Genomic DNA, 18,181 nt, shown 5'->3' with positions numbered 1-18,181 from the left:
TAATGTTTATAGACAGGTGCAGCCAGTAGAGCTACGATGACAAAGAATAGACTGACTCGCCAGCTTCCAAATCTTATCAGTCAAATTCACATTTATAAATAGAGTGGCGATCGCGTTTGAGCGGCTTCGTTCGGGCGGTTCGCAGTTACAATTACGGGATCGAAATAACCGAAATTTGCCAAAATAGAGTAGAATGAGAGCTTGAGTGTTTGGGGGAGCGATCGTCAAGAAAACTCAAAAACGGGGATCGATTATGCCCCGCGTCGATTGTACGATAATGGCAAAAGAAACCGGGCAAAATCCCTAAAAACGATCGCCCCAAATGCCAAAGATCTATCCGCTCGAACCGATTCGATCGTATTGGACGGGTCGAGCTATATAGACTGGGTTTAGCAGATCGGGGGAAGCAATCGAAGCACTGAACCACGAGGATTTTTCTTCAAAACGTAGAAAAACCTCAAATCGAGCTTGTGAGCGAATTGATAAGGAGCAACTATCATGGCTGTTGAAAAAGTTAACTCATCTTCCAGTTTGGCCGAAGTGGTCGATCGCATTTTGGATAAAGGCGTCGTGATCGACGTGTGGGCGCGGGTTTCCTTGGTGGGGATCGAGCTGCTGGCGGTGGAAGCGAGAATCGTCGTGGCCTCGGTGGAAACCTATTTGAAATATGCTGAAGCCGTAGGCTTGACCGCACAGGCGGCGGTTCCTGCAGTGTAGGGATCGAGACCGGGGGGCGATCGAACCTGCGGGGTGCTTGAGGACCGCCGCAGGTCTTTGCCCCGATCGCCGTGGAAAAAAAATTGGCAACAACAACCCTAGCAACGATCGTGTAATTATTAAGTAGATCGGGAGGACTCAGGCGTGTCTTTGCGAGAAGAATGGTACGCAGCCCGAGAGCGGCGTCAAGAAGAAGTCCAGTTACGCCAGCAGCAAGTTGCAGACGAGTTATCCGAGTTAACGGCGCAACGGTCGGCGATGGGGGCGAGTTTGAGACAGTCCCTCAGCGAGTTTCACGGGAATTTACAAACCGAGGTCGCCACGTTTCTAGAGGAGACGCGATCGCGGCAGCAGGAGATCTGGCTCGAAGAACGCGATCGGCGCCGGGCCTACGCAATCGGCCTCAAAGAGTACGTTTGGGGAAGTTCTGCACCGCCTGCACCGAAAGCCACGGCCCGTCCCCCTGCGATCGCCAAACCCACCCCCAAGCGTTAGGGTCGGGCCGTTTGATGCGCAGAATTTTAGAAGAGACCGATTGAATCGTGACCACTATTTTGCAAGCTAACTCGCAAAATTTTGTCGATACCCCCAGCATTCAGCGACTGAGCAGGCGCGCCTTACGCTACCTGCAAGCCGGATTTTCCGTTCACCTGCGCGGTCCGGCAGGAACCGGAAAAACGACCTTGGCGGTTCATCTGGCCAATCTGTTAGCCCGTCCGATCGTCTTGATCTTCGGGGATGACGAATACAAATCGTCCGATCTCGTCGGCAACCAACGGGGCTACAACCGCAAGAAAGTCGTCGATAACTTTATCCATACCGTGGTTAAAGTCGAAGACGAATTTCGTCAATCCTGGGTCGATGCACGGCTGACGACCGCTTGTCGCGAAGGATTTACCCTAATTTACGACGAGTTCAACCGATCGCGACCGGAAGTAAATAACGTGCTGCTGTCGGTGTTGGAAGAAAAACTGTTAGTTTTGCCTGCCAGTGTCCGACAACAAGAGTACATCCACGCTCATCCCGAATTTCGAGCGATTTTCACCTCCAATCCCGAGGAATATTGCGGCATTCACGAAACCCAGGACGCCTTGATGGATCGGCTGATCACGATCGACATTCCCGAACCGGACGAACTGACGCAACAGGAGATCGTCGTTCAAAAATCGGGATTGAGTCGCCCTCATGCTGGGACGATCGTCAAATTGGTGAAAGGATTTCGCGATCGCACCCCCACCCCGGAAAACTCCTCCGGATTGCGCGCTTGTCTGATCGTCGCGACGGTCTGCGAGCGCAACGAGATCGCCGTAGACCCCGCCCACCAGGACTTTCGGGAGATTTGTACCGACGTGTTGCTGTCGCGGTCTAAGGGGTCGGCGAGCCAAGGACGGGCAATTCTCGACGAACTCCTCGACGAGGCGATCGCCGCCGAACAACTGTCTGCCTGACATGGGCCAACCTTCCCCACCGAGTAGCGAACTAGGGACAGCGATGGTTTTCCAATCCCCTCCCCTCGGGCCCGAACCCAAAACAATCGACCTCGGGGCGACGCCGCCGGGGATTGTCTACTTTAATGGCAGTAGTGACGAGATCCAACGCCATCACTCTCAGGATTTCAATCCCGCCAGTTTTACCGTCGAGGTCTGGGTAGAATTCCACGGGGGACTCGGCTATCGAGCACTGTTGACCTCCGTAAGCGGATCCGCTGCCGAAGGCAGACGGGGCTATCTGTTCTGTGTCAGTGCCTCCGGACATTGGCAATTTTGGCTCGGTGGCGGTCAGAAAAACGCGCCTTGGGTGACCCTCTCCGGACCGACGGCCCCGGCGAAGACCTGGACCCATTTAGTCGGGACTTACGATCGCGCCTCCCGAACTGCCGTATTTTACGTCAACGGGGCGATCGCCGCCCGCCTCAACGACGTGGACTTTCAGCCCAACGATCGCCATCCCCTCCATGTCGGAGCAGGAGCCACCCACCAAGCCGGAGCCAATCCGTGCTTTTTCCACGGTCGGATCGCTCGAGTGCGGATCTGGAAACGGGCCTTAGCCGAAACCGAAGTCGAGACCCTGAGCCGATCGCGAACCCCCGAGACGCCACCGACCGACAGCGCCCCATCGGGCTCTATTCCCGAACTAGACGGCGAACGCCCCCCCGCCGTCCTCCAGTCCGTGTTAGCCTTCGACGGCATCGACAATCGCCTCGAAATCGCCTATCCGTTTAAAAACAACACCACCTTTACCCTGTCCCTGTGGGTCAAACCGTCCCAGCTTGATGATGGCTGGCGGCTCCTCTTCGGCGAAGCCGGGGACGAACGCGGCGACGACACCCCCCACGGGCCGGGACTGTGGATCGCCCCGAGGGAACGGGGTTTATACTACGATTCCTTTCGTGCGGACGGCAGCGCGCGCCACGCGGGGAGCCTGGATCGCTTCTTTCCGACGGGCGATCGCTGGGTTCAAATCGCCTGGGTGAAAGACGGCAGCGAATATCGCTTTTATCGTAACGGCGAACGGTTCGCCACGGAAGCCGCCCCGGAAAATTTTTATGGCAATCCGCAGATTTTATACAACATCGGCGGAAACGATACCTTCTTTCGCGGCGCGATCGCCCATCTGAGCCTCTGGACCGTCGCCCTCAACCCGAACGAAATTCGAGACCGCGTCACTCGCCCGCCCCACGGTGACGAACCGGGATTGTGCTATTACTGGCCCTTGGACGAAGGCCGTGGGGCGATCGCCCACAACCGCGCCCGTCGCCACAACCCGGCCACGATCTACGGCGCGACCTGGGGGGAATCCGACCTGGCGATCGCCGCAGACGACAGCGACGAAAAGCCCTTGCAGACAGTCTTGTGCTTCGACGGACAAGACGACTATCTCGAAATCGACGACCCCTTCGACAATCCGGAGAACTTCACGATATCCCTGTGGGTCAAGCCCGTCCTCGACCGTTCCGGCTACTCCTACGTGATGGGGAAACGCTGGTGGGCGTCGGCGTTAAAACCGGAATTGTTTATCGCCAAACGGATTAAATCGCTCTTATCGTATAGTAGCGCCGTTCGCGGCGATTCTCCTGGGGAGACGCTGGACGAATGCCGTCCCCAAGCGGTCATTTTATCTAACTTTTTTGACGGACTCGAACAGCAATGGGTTCACATTGCCTGGGTCAAAGACGGGGAAGAATATAGATACTATCGCAACGGCGAACTCGTTCGCACTCAACCCGCCCCGGAGCGAATTTATACAGAAAAAACTACCTATTGGTTCGGCAAAATCGGCGGCGGCCAACCCCTCGAACCGCCCAATATTGGCTACTTTGAAGGCCAAATGAGCGAGATTCGCATCTGGAGCGTCGCGCGCACCGAGGCCGAAATTCGCGGCGATCGCGAGCGGCGCTTGACCGGGAACGAGCCGGGATTGGCCTATTATTGGCCGTTAAATGACGGTGACGGCGATCGCGCCGACGACTGCGCCAACCCGCCCAACGACGCCAAAATAATCGGGGCAAGCTGGCAGCAAAGCGAAGGCCCGTTTTCAGAGCGTCTGCCCAGGGGAATCGCATCCCCGGACGCCGGAGGTGAGATCGAGGACGAGATCCAAGCGGCGGTCAGTTTGGACGGGGAAGACGACGCGATCGCCATCGACAACCCCTTTGAGGACGATCGCCAGTTTACGATCGCCCTGTGGCTGAAACCGTCGGCGATCGAGGACGAAACGTGGCACGGCATTTTAGGCGATCGTCGCTACGGCGATCGGTGTCAACCCGGCTTGTCCCTCTGTCCCTACGACGGCACCTTGTTATATCATTCCCGCGCCGCCGAGAGTCACAGCGATAGCAGCGATCTGTTATGCAACTTCTTGGAAACGGGCGATCGCTGGGTGCATCTGACCTGGGTGAAAGACGGCAGCGAATACCGCTTTTATCGCAACGGCGAGCCGTTCGCCACCCGTCGAGCGCCGGAGCGCGTGTATATCCGAGGATCGGTTTATTACTTGGGGAAAGTCGCCATTTCCGAAACCCTCAATACCTTCTTTCGCGGTCAACTCGCCGATGTGAGATTTTGGAGCGTCCCGCGCACCGACGCCGAAATTAGGGCCGACCTGCACCGACGCTTGCGAGGAACCGAACCGGGATTGAGCTATTATTGGCCGTTGAACGAAGGACGGGGAACGGAGATCGGCGATCGCGGACCGCAGCGATCGCGCGGGGAATTGTGCGGCGCCACCTGGCAACAGCTCCCGATCCCGATTGCCAGGGCGATCGCCCCTGCAAAAGCCCTCAACCAGTGGGTTTTACGCTTTGACGGTCGCGACGATTATCTCGCCGTTCCCGACTGTCCCGGCTTGCAGGTCGAGGCGTACACCGTCGAAGTCTGGCTCAACGCCGACGGGAAACCCGAGGAACCCGCAACGGGAATCGTCGGCAAACCCGGACGCAATTTTAATATTTGGTTGCACGATAACGGCGCGATCGCCCACCGCTTCCACAACGGCGCCGCCACCGACGCAGGCATCCCGGACACCCCGCCGGGGGCGATCGCCTGGAACCAATGGCATCACGTCGCCATCACCAACGATGGAACGACGGCTAAAACCTATATCGACGGTCAATTGATGGCCGAAGGCGCCAGTGACGGGCCTTTAATTGTGGATCGAACCCCGCTTTATATCGGTCGCCATTTAGACGGAGAACCGCGCGGTTATTTGAACGGTCAAATGAGCGAAATTCGGATTTGGAATCGCGCCAGAACGGCTGTAGAAATTGAAGCGGAAATGTCCTCGCGCTTGACCGGGGAAGAAGAGGGATTAATCGCCTATTGGCCATTAGATGAAGGCAGTGGCGTCCTGTTGCGCGATCGCACCGGGCGCAGTGCCTTCGCTCAGGCGATCGGAGGAACTTGGGAAGAAGTCGAGTTACCGATTGTTTGAACGAAGTCCGGGTTTTAAATCCTGTGAACGAAACGGTAAAATCTTGGAAAAAGAGAAGCCGGAGGGCGGATGAATTCGACTGCCAAACTGTTTGAGACCCTCGAAATTTACGATAACATTCACTTGGTTTTGTTGAGCGGCAAAGGGGGCGTGGGCAAAACCACCCTTGCTTGTGCCTTTGCCAGAGAGTGGGCGAAACGTTTCCCCGACGAACGAATTTTATTAATTTCGACCGATCCGGCTCATTCCCTCGCCGACGTGCTGCAAACTCCAGTAACGGATACGGGTTTGCCGTTAGCCGACTTGCCCAATTTGAGCGCGCGATCGCTCTGTGCGAAAACATTACTGTCAGAATTTAAAGCCAAATACGGCAACTTTTTAGAAATCTTGGTCGAACGGGGGAGTTTTGTTGAGGGAGAAGATTTAACTCCCGTTTGGGATTTAGAATGGCCCGGATTGGACGAAATTATGGGACTGCTCGAAATCCAACGGTTGTTAACTGAAGGAGAAGCCGATCGCATCGTCGTCGATATGGCGCCTTCCGGTCATACGTTAAATTTATTGGCGATTAAAGACTTTTTAGATGTTGTTTTAAATTCTTTGGAATTATTCCAAGAAAAACATCGCGCGATCTCCCACAGTTTTCGCAAAACTTATACCCCGGATGAGATCGATCGCTTTTTAGTGGAGATGAAAGCGGACTTAAATCGCGGGCGAGAATTATTACAAGATCCGACCTTCACCACTTGCTCGGTGGTGGCGATCGCCGAACCGATGAGCTGGTTGGAAACGCGCCGATTTGTAGAAAATTTGCACCAACTTTCAATTCCCTTTTCTGGATTGTTTGTCAATCAAATTGTCCCAAAAAACGAACTCGATCCCGATCGCTATAGCGAACAGCAGCAATTACTCGCCAAATTTCTCGATTTAAGCGCACAAAAAACGATGTTCGCGATTCCCGAATGGCAGTCCGAACCCGTGGGAGGGGACGCTTTAGATGCACTGTTTTCACAAATTAGACCGATCGAGCGCGTGGCGATCGCCCCCGAGGCGATCGTGGAATGGCCCGAACCCGTCCCGCCTCAGTTCGACGATTTCATCGCTGAAGGTCGCCAACTCATTTTAATTGGCGGAAAAGGAGGGGTCGGAAAAACCACCGTAGCGGCGGCGATCGGTTGGGCGTTAGCCAATCGATATCCCGATAAAAAGATTCGTATCATTTCCATCGATCCGGCTCATTCTTTGGGGGATGCATTCGGTCGAGAAATGGGTCACGAAGCCCGGGAAATTCTGCCGAATTTAAGCGGTCAAGAAATCGACGCCCAAATGATGCTCGAACAATTTAGAAATGATTATTTGTGGGAATTGGCGGCGATGATAAGCGGCGAACCAGCCGAACCGGGAGCGGTACAGTTAGCTTATACGCCGCAAGCTTGGCGGCAAATTGTGGCGCAAGCCTTGCCGGGAATTGATGAAATGCTGTCTCTGATTGCGACGATCGACTTATTAGAAGAACATCGGCAGGATTTAATTATTTTAGATACGGCACCGACAGGTCATTTACTGCGGTTTTTGGAAATGCCTTCGGCGTTGGCGGATTGGTTGGCTTGGATTTTTAAACTGTGGATGAAATATCAAAATGTTTTGGGTCGGGTGGAATTGATGGGACGGTTGCGAACCTTACGTCAAAAGGTGGTGAAAGCCCAGAAAAAATTAACCGATCCGAGTCATACGGAGTTTATCGGCGTGACCCAGGGGAGATCGGCGATCGTGTCCGAACATTTACGCTTGAGCGAAGCGTTAAAAACAATGGGGGTTTGTCAACGCTATCTCGTTCACAATCGCTATAGCGATTTGGGGGAAATTAATGCTAATTTATTTCCAGAACAAAAGATTATTCGGCTTCCGGTTTTACCGCGATCGGTCGAACCGATCGCCCGCGTTCGAGGGGCGGCAAAATTGTTGTTTTAAAAAGGGGCTGGAGGGCAGATCCATCGGGGGCGATCGCACGCCGATTGATACAGAGGGATATTCGGGGGAGTGAAAAAATTCTCTACGAACTGAGCGTGATGCTACTCGATTGAGCCTCACCAATCATTGACAATGCAAGATGGAGTACAACCCCGAATGCTCGATATCACCTTTTGTCCCGGCGAAGACTGTCCGATTAAAGAGCAATGCTATCGCTTCACCGCCGAACATTGGGGACGAGTCGATTATTTTGCGATCGCTCCTTACAACTTCCAGCGTCAAAGCTGCGATTATTTCATGACTCCCTACAGGCCGAGTGACGCAGATCTTCGCACGAGAGCGTATCATATTTGGCAAAGCTGGGGCTGTCCCGACCACAAGGCCGATGAGTGCTGGTTCGAGGCCCAACGGCAACTGCGCCGCCAATAATGGGGCGATCGCCTCTCACGCTCAACTTCACAAGATCCAATGGTTTATTGTATCAAACCCGGGTGTTCCGATCCCGATCGCAATCCAGACGGGGCGATCGTCTGCCAGTGTTGCGGTTCTCCCCTGTATTTGCAAGATCGCTATCGCGCGATCGCCCCCTTGGGACAAGGCGGTATGGGTCGCACTTTTCTGGCGATCGACACCCAACGCCCCTCACAACCCCAATGCGTCATCAAACAACTCTACCTCCCCCAAGCCGATCCCGCCCAACTCCAAAAAGCAGTAGAACTGTTTGAACGAGAAGCCCTACGCCTCGACACCCTCGGCGTTCATCCCCAAATTCCCCAATTACTCGCCCATTTCGAGCAAGATCGACAACTCTATCTCGTCCAAGAGTTTATCGAAGGCTTGCCCCTCGATCGCGAACTCCAGCAACAAAAATTCTATTCAGCCGCCGAAATCTGCCAACTCCTGCGCGACCTGTTACCCGTTTTAAGCTTTATCCACGATCGCAACATCATCCACCGCGACCTCAAACCCGCCAACCTGATCCGACGCGGCGACGGTCAACTGATGTTAATCGATTTTGGCATTGCCAAAACCATTTCCACCGTCACCGTCATGCAAACGGGGACGATTGTCGGTACCCCGGAATATATGCCCCCGGAACAAATACGCGGCAAAGTCGTTCCCGCCAGCGACCTCTACAGTTTGGGCGTCACCTGCATCGAATTACTCACCGGAGTCCCCCCCCGCCAACTGTTCGATGCGGATGAGGATCGCTGGATCTGGCGCCAGTTTTTACCCCCTCAAAATCCCGTGGGCGATCGCCTCGGCGCCCTCCTCGATCGACTGTTGCAAAATGCCCCCAAGCGTCGCTATCCATCCGCCGCCGCAGTCCTGCACGATCTCGATCGCGCCACAGTTCGACCCGTCCCGTCGCCTCCCGTCCCCACCCCAGTCATCGCGCCCCGGAAACCGTCTCTCATCCAAGCCATTTGGCGATGGCTGACCGGGGCGCCCTCGCCGACCGACGGCGATCGCCTCGATTCCGCCGTCGGCGTAGACTATACTCGTTTACGCGATCTACTGGCCAAACAACAGTGGCAAGAAGCCGACCGCGAAACCCGGGTTTTACTGTGCCAAGTCGTCGGAAAACCGCCCCTAGGCTATCTCGACGCGAACGACTGGCAGAAATTCCCCTGTCCCGACTTAAAAACCCTCGATCGCCTCTGGGTGAAATACAGTGGCGGACGCTTTGGCTTCAGCGTACAAGCGCGCATTTTCTACACTCTCGGCGAAGATTACGGCAAATTTTGCGATCGCGTCGGTTGGCAAAGTTACAATAGCGTGCGTCCTTACACGGGGGTCGATTTCTCGCGAACGGCCCGGGTCGGACATCTCCCCTATCGCACCTGGGCTAGTGGGATCCATTGGTGGCGTCATTTAAGTGCGTTGTGCGATCGCTGGTATCGATGCGAAGGAGGGTGGGAACCGGGAATGGGAAGTGGGGAATGGGAAGTGGGGAGTAGGGAGTAGGAAAGAAGAAGAAAAGCATCTCCATCTAAAATCTAAAATTCATCGGCTTCAGATGCGGGTAAATATCATTTTTCAAAAATAACGAGAGAGATCGAGGGTAGGGACACGGGACTGCCGTGTCCTTACAGGCGATCCATCTAAAATTAAAATGGGCTAAAATGACGATCGCTTGTGATTTTAGCCGCAGTTTATCTCAGGGTATCCGTGCCATCGATCGCTCCAACAATTCCTCTCCATTGCCTCGATCGTGCCTATCTCTTAGTCATGCATGGCAGTCGCGATCCGCGTCCGCGACAGGCGATCGATCGCCTCGCCGACCGCTTGCGCGATCGCCTCGCGGACTCGCTCAATTCTTCTACCCCCAATCTACCGAAAACCGATCGCCGACCCTATATCGAAACGGCTCAATTAGAATTACATCCCTTACCTTTATCCGAGCAAATTTGTCAGGTTGCCGATCGCGCGATCGCACGGGGTTATCGGCGGATTCAACTCATTCCCCTGTTTCTTTTAGAAGGAGTTCACGTTCGCGAAGATATTCCCGAACAAGTTAAAAAAGCGCGCGCCCTTGTCGGCGATCGCCTCGCGATCGAAATGAGTCCGGCGATCGGCTCTCGTCTCGATTCCATGTATCATTTATTAGCGGCAAAAATTGACCGTTTTGCTTCTCGGCAATGGATTCTTTTATCCCACGGCAGTCGTCGGGAAGGGGGCAACCGACAGGTTGAAGAACTCGGCAAGAAATTAGGGGTTTTTACAGCTTATTGGTCCGTATCGCCGAGTTTAGAAGAAACCATCGCCCAATTGCGCGATACGCCTCCGGCGTCGCTAGGCGATCGCGGCGCGCGCGAAATCGCCATTTTTCCTTATTTTTTATTCGTCGGGGGCATTACCGACGCGATCGCCGATTTAATCGGCGAATTATCGCTCAAATTTAGCGATTTACAGTTCCATTTAGCCGACCCTCTCGGAGACAGTGACGACCTCGCCCAAATCATTTTCGAGTTGATGGCAACCTGCGCCGCTTAAGGACTGAAAAACTGGCTCGGTCGTGCAGATTTTGTTTTTATTTGTCTCTACATTCAAGCTCAATCATTAATCTTGAGGATAGGGAGGAATGGAAATAACGAACTCCGTTCCTTTCCCTTGTTCCGAGATACATTCGAGTTGTCCTCCGTGTCTTTCGACGACAATTTGATAGCTAATTGCCAAGCCCAATCCGGTACCTTTTCCGGGGGGTTTCGTGGTAAAGAACGGGTCGAATAATTTATTTTTAGTTTTCTCGTCAATCCCGCCAGCATTATCGGCAATCCGAATTTCAAGCCGATTATCGTCGAGCATTTGAGTACGAATCCAAATCTTAAAGGAATGCCGTTCGCTGTCGAATTCGGCTAACTCTTCCAAGGCATCGATCGCGTTGCCCAAAATATTCATAAATACTTGGTTCATCTGTCCGGCGTAGCATTCCACCAGAGGCAATTTGCCGTATTCTTTGATAATTTCGATCTTGCACGAATTCCCTTTAGATTTGAAGCGATGTTTCAACAACAGTAAGGTGTTTTCAATTCCTTCATGGAGATCGACCACTTGGCATTCGGCGCGATCGGAACGGGAAAAGTTGCGTAAACTTCTGACAATTTCGCGAATTCGCTCGGCGCCAACTTGCATGGAAGCGAGCATTTTCGGTAAATCTTTTAAAATAAAGTGGAGGTCGATATCATCGGCGAGTTCCTCAATTTCTGCGATCGGTTCCGGGTAATACTTTTGATAGAGTTCGATGGTTTTGAGCAAATCTTCCATATATTGTTTGGTATGGTTGAGATTGCCGTAAATGAAATTAACCGGATTGTTAATTTCGTGGGCGACTCCGGCCACCAGTTGACCCAAACTCGACATTTTTTCGGTTTGAATTAACTGAGCTTGAGTATTTTTCAACTCTTCCAAGGTATGTTTTAACTGTCGGTTTTTTTCGCGCAAACGGGCTTCGGATTCGCGCAAGGCGGCTTCGGCGTCTTTGCGATCGCTGATATCGTGATTAATTTCTAAAATAGCGCTCGGATTGCCGTCGTCGTCGTATTGCAAAGTCCAGCGACTTTCGACGACGATGCGGCTTCCATCGCGTTTGCTGTGAACTAATTCCCCCTGCCAGTAGCCGCGATCGAGTAAAGTGCGCTTAATCTGTTCGGGAGGGTAGGGAAATTCCGTTTTCAAGAAATCGTGAACGGGTTGAGAGAGGGCTTCCGTGCGCGTCCATTTATACAAGCGTTCGGCTCCGTGGTTCCAATAAACGATGCGATAATTCAAATCGAGAATCATAATCGTATCGTTTGCCAGATCTAGCATTTGGGCGTGTCGCCGTAAGGCGATCTGGTCTTGTTCGTGGGCGCGGATTTCGTCGTGCAGTCGGCTGTTCGTCTGTTGCAGTTGGCGATTGCGCTCTTGAAAGCGCTTGTCCAACTCTTTATACAAACGTAACAAGGAAGAATAGGCGGCGTTGGCATTGTCGCGGAAACTCGGCAAGGCACAGCGATCGCCCATCCCCGGATTCAACACCTCGCGATAGACCACCACCCCTCTCACGTTTCCCCGTTCGTCGAACCAGGGCTGCATTTGCCAGCGAACCCAATTGGTTGTCTCTTCATCGTGCTGGTCGGGAATCAGCTCGCATTGTTCCTGACCCGATTCGAGACAAGATTTATACATACCCTGCCATTGCGCGCCGAAATCGGGCAAGTCCTCCTCGTCGTCCCTCGTGGGAGCTCCCTCATCCCCGGATTCCCTAAGATAAAGATCTCTCGTCCAGGAACGAGACACCGCTAAATAACTCATTTGCTCGTCGAGTAAGGCGGCGGGAATCGGCAGCGATCGGACAAAGCGACAGAATTGCTCGCGACAGCTACATCGGGAATCTGCATTGGCTTGAATGGACTCCACTGATGCCGAGAACCCGATAAGATGTTCGGAGCTTTTGTCGATTTTGGGGTTAGGATTTTGCATGATCGATCGAAAAAAACGGGGGTGAATCTTCGAGCCTATTTCTTCAAAAAGCTATTTTCTAAGTTAACCGATAAGCTTTATTTTTTATGAGATGATTCTCGATGTTGTCTGAGTTCTCAAACAGTCATCTCAATTCTTTTTCCTCCAAAAGTAGAATAAATCAGGGGATCGAGTCCAGTTGAGATCGGTAAGGGTTTTTAACCGCAAACAAACGGGCGATCGCCAAAGTTTACCCGTTTTTTTCGTTCGATTTTTGCATTAAACTCAAATGCGTAGACCCGATGGCTGAGGAACGATCCCGGCGGCGGCTCTACGGCTTCTTCCCGGCGAGATCCCGTCGGAGACGGATGACCCAGTTGGGTTGGACTCGCCTCAGCCGCCGTGCTTTAACGCTCCGGGATCCGATCTCATTCTAGTTTAAATGAAAAAATCGTGTTTCGAGATTCTAGAAAAAGTTTTAAACGCGATCGCGAAGCGCTTCTCGAATTAGTTGCTCGCCCTGGGTTTATTCGTTTCATTTTACCTGAAATCTGCGGACAGCCTAGATTTATGATACACATAAGAAAGCCTGACCATTTTGCCCGATTTCATCCTAATTTTCTCGAAAATGGCCTAAAAGCGATCGCCCCAACCGATCGAGTTCCGGTGAAATTCTCAAACAGAAGGGGTTAAACCTTAGACCGCTTTTAACGAGGGCTTGACCCCCACGGGAGCGACAAAAATCGCAGTAGCACTTGATGACAATCGTCACGATCGGATTTTAGATTTTAGATTGTAGATTTTAGATTGTAGATCGGGAGTCGGGAGTCGCAAGAAAAATCGATGAGAATCTGGAAAACTTTAGGAGTGCTAGCCCTCATACTGAGTGCGATCGCCTCTGGCGGTTGCGGATCCGACGCGCGAGGGGATCTCGGGGCACAAACCGAGACCCTGCAAGGGCTGCGCGATCGCAGTATCGACCTCGATCGCCGTCCCGAACTCCCGTGGCAAGACCCCTCTGAAGCGGGCTTTCGCCGTCGCAGTCGAGCCATCCGGGAAAAACTCGCCCGCGCCGATTTGAGCGAACTCGATCGCTGGTGGCGACGGGAACAGATCGGCGACCCTCACAAATACCTCCTTCCGGCGATCGTCGCCCGTTTGAGCTTGAGCGATCTCTACGGTCGCGGAGAGTCTCTCCAGGAGAATCGCCCCTCCCCTTGGGAAGCCCTTCTCACCTTAGAGCGCGATCGCCCGGACCTCTATCACTTTCGCAGCATTTTCGACATCCGCCTCTTTTTTCTCCACCGTGAAACCATGCCGCCAGCCGTGCGGGAGTCCTATCGCACCATGACCGTCAAACCCCGCGTCGAAGAATGGCTCGAAGGCGGCACCGAAAACCATCTGTTCATGCAGTACGCCTCCGGATTGGCCTTTCTCAAAGGCAGTCAGTGGCCCCCGGATTTGCCCCACATTCAAGCCGTCCAGGAAGGCTGGTTGCGATTGCAGCTCAAAAAATTTCTCACGATCGGACAAGGAGAATTTCACTCCTCCACCTATTACGGTTACAGTATCGCCGGACTGCTCAATCTCTACGACTTCGCCCCGACCCCGGAACTGCGATCGCTCGCCACCGCCCTGTTAGATTGGTATGCGGCGAATATGGCCGTGCGCTTCAGTTGGGGAACCGCCGGAGGGGCCGAAAGTCGCAAGTTCGATCGCGGTACCTGGGACAGTGGGTTGAGTTGGATCGCGTGGCTGTGGTGGGGAGACGAGGACGACCCGCGCGCCAACGTCGAAGAGGGGATCGACAATTACCTGCGCGTCGCCTTATTGCCCGCCCTGAGCGACTATCGACCGCCGCCGCACTTGCGCGCGATCGCCCGCAAAGAAATTCCCCTCCCGTTCGAGTTGCGCGCCAGCCATCCGGCTTATTACAGTTATTCCGAAGATAACCACCTGTGGGAGAACTTTTACGCCACCGAAGACTATACCCTCGGTACGTTACTCGAACCATCCCGCTCCTATCAAGTCGAAGGCACGATCCGCGCCCAATACGCGACCTACAAACTCGTCATTCGCGATCGCAACGGTGGCGATAACGCGATCGTCAGTCTCGCCGGAACCTACCACACCCCAATGGCGACCGGGCGATCGCCTGCGGACCAATACCTGCAAGATCGCGGTACCGTCCTCTACCAGCAAGTGCTTAACGCCGCCGATCGCGCCGCCGGAGTTCCCGCCCGGTCTCACCTAGTGCTGCCCCGCCGCTACGGCGAACCCCGATCCTGGCAAGGATGGCAAATTTGGAAGATCGAGAACGTCTGGCTGGTGGCCCGTCCCTGGGGCGATCTCCTCTGGTGGAACCCCTCGATCTCCGAAACCGATCCCGAGTACGCCGCCTTCGTCGCCGAAGGGGAACGGACCGCCTGGATCGCCGAAGTCGCCCGAGTGGCGGATTACCCGACCTGGGAAGCCCTCACCCGGGCTTTGGCAAAAACCGAGATCGACGATCGCGCCTGGAACGACGAGCATACTTTGATGTATACCAACTTGGCCGGACGATCCTTGCAGATGACCTACAACCGCCACGGGGCGATCGCCGCCGCCCAAATCGACGGTCGCGATCGCGTTCTCGACGACTGGCCCGTGTTGGAGAGCCCTTACCTGCGCGTTCCCCTCGATAGCGGTCTGCTCGAAATCGACCATCCGACCTTGGGACGCTGGCAGTTGAGCACGATCGGCAGCCGACCCGAATGGAAGGCGATCGCCGAATAAGAAGCGATCGGATAGGATGGGAGGGGCGGAGAATTCCTTCCCGATGGCGAATGGGTTATCTTGTCTCAAAGCTGTGGAGGCGATCCAAACATGAGCCGAATTCATCCCAACTTCGAGGGCAATCCTCCCTCAGTTCTCCTGGTTCACGAAGACGAGGCAGTGAGAGCGCAGTTGCGCCAACCGATCGACAATCGGGGCTATTTGACCGTCGAAGCGGCCACCGACACACAATGTTTACAATTGTGCGAACAGGTGACCCCGGATCTGATCGTCCTTCCGGCGAAGGGAGCCGGGATCGACGGATTCGCCTGTTGCGAGCAGTTACAGCAATTGTTAGGCGATCGCCGTCCCCCGATTTTAATGGCGATCTCCGCCGCCGACGACGCAACCGTGCGGCGGGCTCTTGCCGTCGGCGCCAGCGAGTGCATCTGCCAACCGATCTCCCCAGTCCTTCTAGAACGGCGCGTCCATCATTTACTCACACTCGGTTGGGCCGCCAGACAACTCGACGATCTCCGCCGCCGGGAACGACAACTCAACGATGCTTTAACGGACCTTCAAGAAGAGTTGGAACTGTTCGTCATCGACCCCTCTACTCAAATTCCCCATCGCCGTTATTTTGACGAGTATTTGGAGCGGGAATGGAAACGTTTGGCGCGGGATTTAGAACCGTTATCTTTAATTTTAGGGGCGATCGATTGCTTCCAACTTTATAACGAAGTTTACGGCACAGAGGCGGGAGATGAATGCTTGCAACAAATTGCCCGGGCGATCGCCGCTACGGTCAAACGTCCGGCGGATTTAGTCGCCCGTTATGGCGGCGATTCTTTTGCCGCAATTTTGCCAAAAACGGATGGCAAAGGTGCCACCGATGTTGCTGGGAAAATGCGCCGACAAATTAAGGATTTAGCGATCGCCCACGAACGCTCTCCGGTGAGTTCTTTGGTCACCGTAAGTTTTGGGGTGGCTAGTGTTATTCCCCGTCCGGCGTTATCGAGCGATCTCGATCGCGACGAGCCCCGAGAAGGACAACTGATCGAGGCGGCAGAAAATGCCTTACAAGAGGCGAAAGAACAGGGGCGCGATCGCATTATCTTTCAGCAAGTTCACCTCAGCCCCAGGGACTAATTATCATTCGCTTATTGTTCAGCTCAATATCATTAAAGTGGGGGGCGAGATCGTTAAATCACGATAGCCTTCCTCAATTGAGTCGGGGTAGTTTACCTGAATCCTTTCATCCCTTCTCTGCAAGCGAGGAAGGGGAATTCACGCTCGTGTTAGTTAAATCAATGTTCACTTTTAGAAAAGCCGATGTTCTGCTCTCTCTGGCGCTGAGGCGAGTGATTTTACTCCTCCACGGCGCGATCGCCGCCAGTGTATGCTACGGCGTGCTACCCACAGCCGCTCAAATCATTCCCGATAGTACCTTGCCGAACCCTTCCCGGGTCGTTACCGGCGATCGCGCCGTCGAGATTGAAGGGGGAACCCAGCGCGGCGGCAATTTATTTCACAGTTTCGCAGAGTTTTCCATACCGACCAACGGCGAAGCCATATTTAGCAACCCGGAAACCGTCAACCAGATCGTCACGCGGGTGACCGGGGGGAAACGGTCTGATATTGACGGCGTGTTACGGGCGAACGGAAGCGCGGATTTAATTTTCATCAATCCGGCGGGGATTCATTTCGGTGTCAACGCTCGCTTGGAGATTGGCGGCGCCTTCCTGGGAACCACGGCGCGATCGCTGGAGTTTGCCGACGGGACGAGCTTCGACGCCGTCAACCCGCAAGAGCGACCGTTATTGACCGTCAACGCGCCGATCGGACTCAATCTGGGAGTCGAGTCCGGAAACATCGAGATTGACGGCTCCGGACACCAGCTCGCGCGGGTCGTACCGGGGATGTCCCCCGCGATCGAAGGAGCGGTAACCGAGGGGGGATTGAGGGCGCGATCGCTCGCCTTCGTTGGGAGTGAAATTGCCTTGTCCGGGGGAATCGTCCGATCGTCGGGAGGGGCGATCGAATTGGCGAGCGTTCGCCGAGGGACGATCGCCTTAAACCCCGATGCTACGGGCTGGAATTTAGGCACGGGGGCGATCGCCGACTACGGAGACGTCACCTTAACCCGGCGGGCCTTAGTCGATAGCAGTGGGGCGCCGTCCGGGTCGATTCGAGTCGTAGCGCGTCGGCTCAATGCGGAAGACGGCTCGGTATTTTTAGCCCAGAATCGAGGCAGTGAGGCGAGTGGGGCGATCGCCTTACACGCCGCCGAAGCGATCCGACTGTCGGGATCTATTGCCGGAGATAACATCGGCAGTGGGGCGATCTCCGAAACCTTCGCTACAGGTTCCGGGGCCGACATTTCCCTATCCAGTCCGATCGTGCAGTTGGTCGATGGCGGTAAAATTGAGAGCTTTAGCTTCGGTTCGGGGAGTGGCGGGGCGATCGAGATCGTAGCCTCGCAACAGATCGACTTGTTTGGTACCTCACCCTTGAATCCGTTGGCCACTAGCCGAGTGATGACGATAAGTGCGGACATGGGAATCGCCGGAGCCATCGATCTGATTAGTCCTCGCTTGAGTTTGTCGGATGGAGCGGTCATTTCCTCCATCGCCAGGGGATCGGCCTCTTCAGGAGCCTTACGAATCCATGCCTCTGAAAAGATCTCTATTAATGGGTTCAGTGGTTTCAATCGCAACAATTTCCAGCCGAGCATCCTCGGGTCTTCTACCTTTGGAGAATTCCCAGAGAGTGATTAACTGACTTTGCGTTAACCTAGCGGTAGCAGGGCTAACCGACAATCAAGACCCGCGAGGGTCTTTTTGTCGCTACCTACTACCCCGGTGGG

Annotated in this window: 12 protein-coding genes; 11 read left to right on the top strand and 1 reads right to left on the bottom strand. The window is 54.3% G+C overall.

All coding sequences use genetic code 11. The annotated features are described in order from the left end of the window. The first annotated feature begins 498 nt into the window (after positions 1-498). The 8 genes from gvpA (at position 499) to JJD41_RS19930 (ending at position 10,614) form a co-directional block, all read left to right on the top strand. The gene (gvpA, locus tag JJD41_RS19965) at positions 499-717 is read left to right on the top strand and encodes a gas vesicle structural protein GvpA (protein WP_168569945.1); all 219 of its coding nucleotides are present in this window, start codon (positions 499-501) and stop codon (positions 715-717) included. A gap of 144 nt (positions 718-861) precedes the next feature. Beyond that, positions 862-1,212: a gas vesicle protein GvpC gene (gene gvpC, locus JJD41_RS19960; protein ID WP_200669296.1), complete on the top strand. Its 351-nt coding sequence runs from the start codon at positions 862-864 to the stop codon at positions 1,210-1,212. 47 nt (positions 1,213-1,259) lie between these two features. Beyond that, positions 1,260-2,165 carry a gas vesicle protein GvpN gene (gvpN, locus tag JJD41_RS19955; RefSeq protein WP_168569947.1) on the top strand — a complete coding sequence of 302 codons (906 nt, stop codon included), beginning with the start codon at positions 1,260-1,262 and terminating at the stop codon, positions 2,163-2,165. A 43-nt stretch (positions 2,166-2,208) separates the two neighbouring features. Next, positions 2,209-5,646: a LamG domain-containing protein gene (locus tag JJD41_RS19950; RefSeq protein ID WP_200669295.1), complete on the top strand. Its 3,438-nt coding sequence runs from the start codon at positions 2,209-2,211 to the stop codon at positions 5,644-5,646. 69 nt (positions 5,647-5,715) lie between these two features. Continuing rightward, positions 5,716-7,617, top strand: coding sequence for an ArsA family ATPase (locus JJD41_RS19945; RefSeq protein ID WP_200669294.1), 1,902 nt, complete (start codon positions 5,716-5,718; stop codon positions 7,615-7,617). A 132-nt stretch (positions 7,618-7,749) separates the two neighbouring features. Further along, positions 7,750-8,046 carry a DUF2934 domain-containing protein gene (locus tag JJD41_RS19940; protein ID WP_200669293.1) on the top strand — a complete coding sequence of 99 codons (297 nt, stop codon included), beginning with the start codon at positions 7,750-7,752 and terminating at the stop codon, positions 8,044-8,046. Positions 8,047-8,085: 39 nt separating this feature from the next. Further along, on the top strand, positions 8,086-9,585 hold the full coding sequence (locus tag JJD41_RS19935; RefSeq protein ID WP_200669292.1) for a serine/threonine-protein kinase: 1,500 nt from the start codon (positions 8,086-8,088) through the stop codon (positions 9,583-9,585). Positions 9,586-9,756: 171 nt separating this feature from the next. Then, entirely contained in the window at positions 9,757-10,614 is an 858-nt protein-coding gene (locus JJD41_RS19930; RefSeq protein ID WP_370583904.1) for a sirohydrochlorin chelatase, read from the top strand. A gap of 66 nt (positions 10,615-10,680) precedes the next feature. Here JJD41_RS19930 and JJD41_RS19925 read toward each other — a convergent pair whose 3' ends face one another. Then, on the bottom strand, positions 10,681-12,519 hold the full coding sequence (locus JJD41_RS19925; RefSeq protein ID WP_200669291.1) for a PAS domain-containing sensor histidine kinase: 1,839 nt from the start codon (positions 12,517-12,519) through the stop codon (positions 10,681-10,683). A gap of 885 nt (positions 12,520-13,404) precedes the next feature. On the opposite strand from JJD41_RS19925, the gene JJD41_RS19920 reads away from it, so the two are divergent. From JJD41_RS19920 to JJD41_RS19910, 3 genes are all read left to right on the top strand, one after another. Continuing rightward, entirely contained in the window at positions 13,405-15,336 is a 1,932-nt protein-coding gene (locus tag JJD41_RS19920; protein ID WP_200669290.1) for a hypothetical protein, read from the top strand. A gap of 90 nt (positions 15,337-15,426) precedes the next feature. After that, complete coding sequence (locus JJD41_RS19915; RefSeq protein WP_200669289.1) at positions 15,427-16,464, top strand: diguanylate cyclase domain-containing protein; 1,038 nt, start codon at positions 15,427-15,429, stop codon at positions 16,462-16,464. 161 nt (positions 16,465-16,625) lie between these two features. Then, the gene (locus JJD41_RS19910) at positions 16,626-18,092 is read left to right on the top strand and encodes a filamentous hemagglutinin N-terminal domain-containing protein (protein ID WP_200669288.1); all 1,467 of its coding nucleotides are present in this window, start codon (positions 16,626-16,628) and stop codon (positions 18,090-18,092) included. The last annotated feature ends 89 nt before the right edge of the window (positions 18,093-18,181 follow it).

The organism is Oxynema mangrovii CENA135 (genome assembly GCF_016632315.1).
Taxonomy (GTDB): Bacteria; Cyanobacteriota; Cyanobacteriia; order Cyanobacteriales; family Laspinemataceae; genus Oxynema; species Oxynema aestuarii.
The sequence above is the reverse complement of the archived record's forward strand: the minus strand, read 5'-3'. Positions and strand labels throughout refer to the sequence as shown.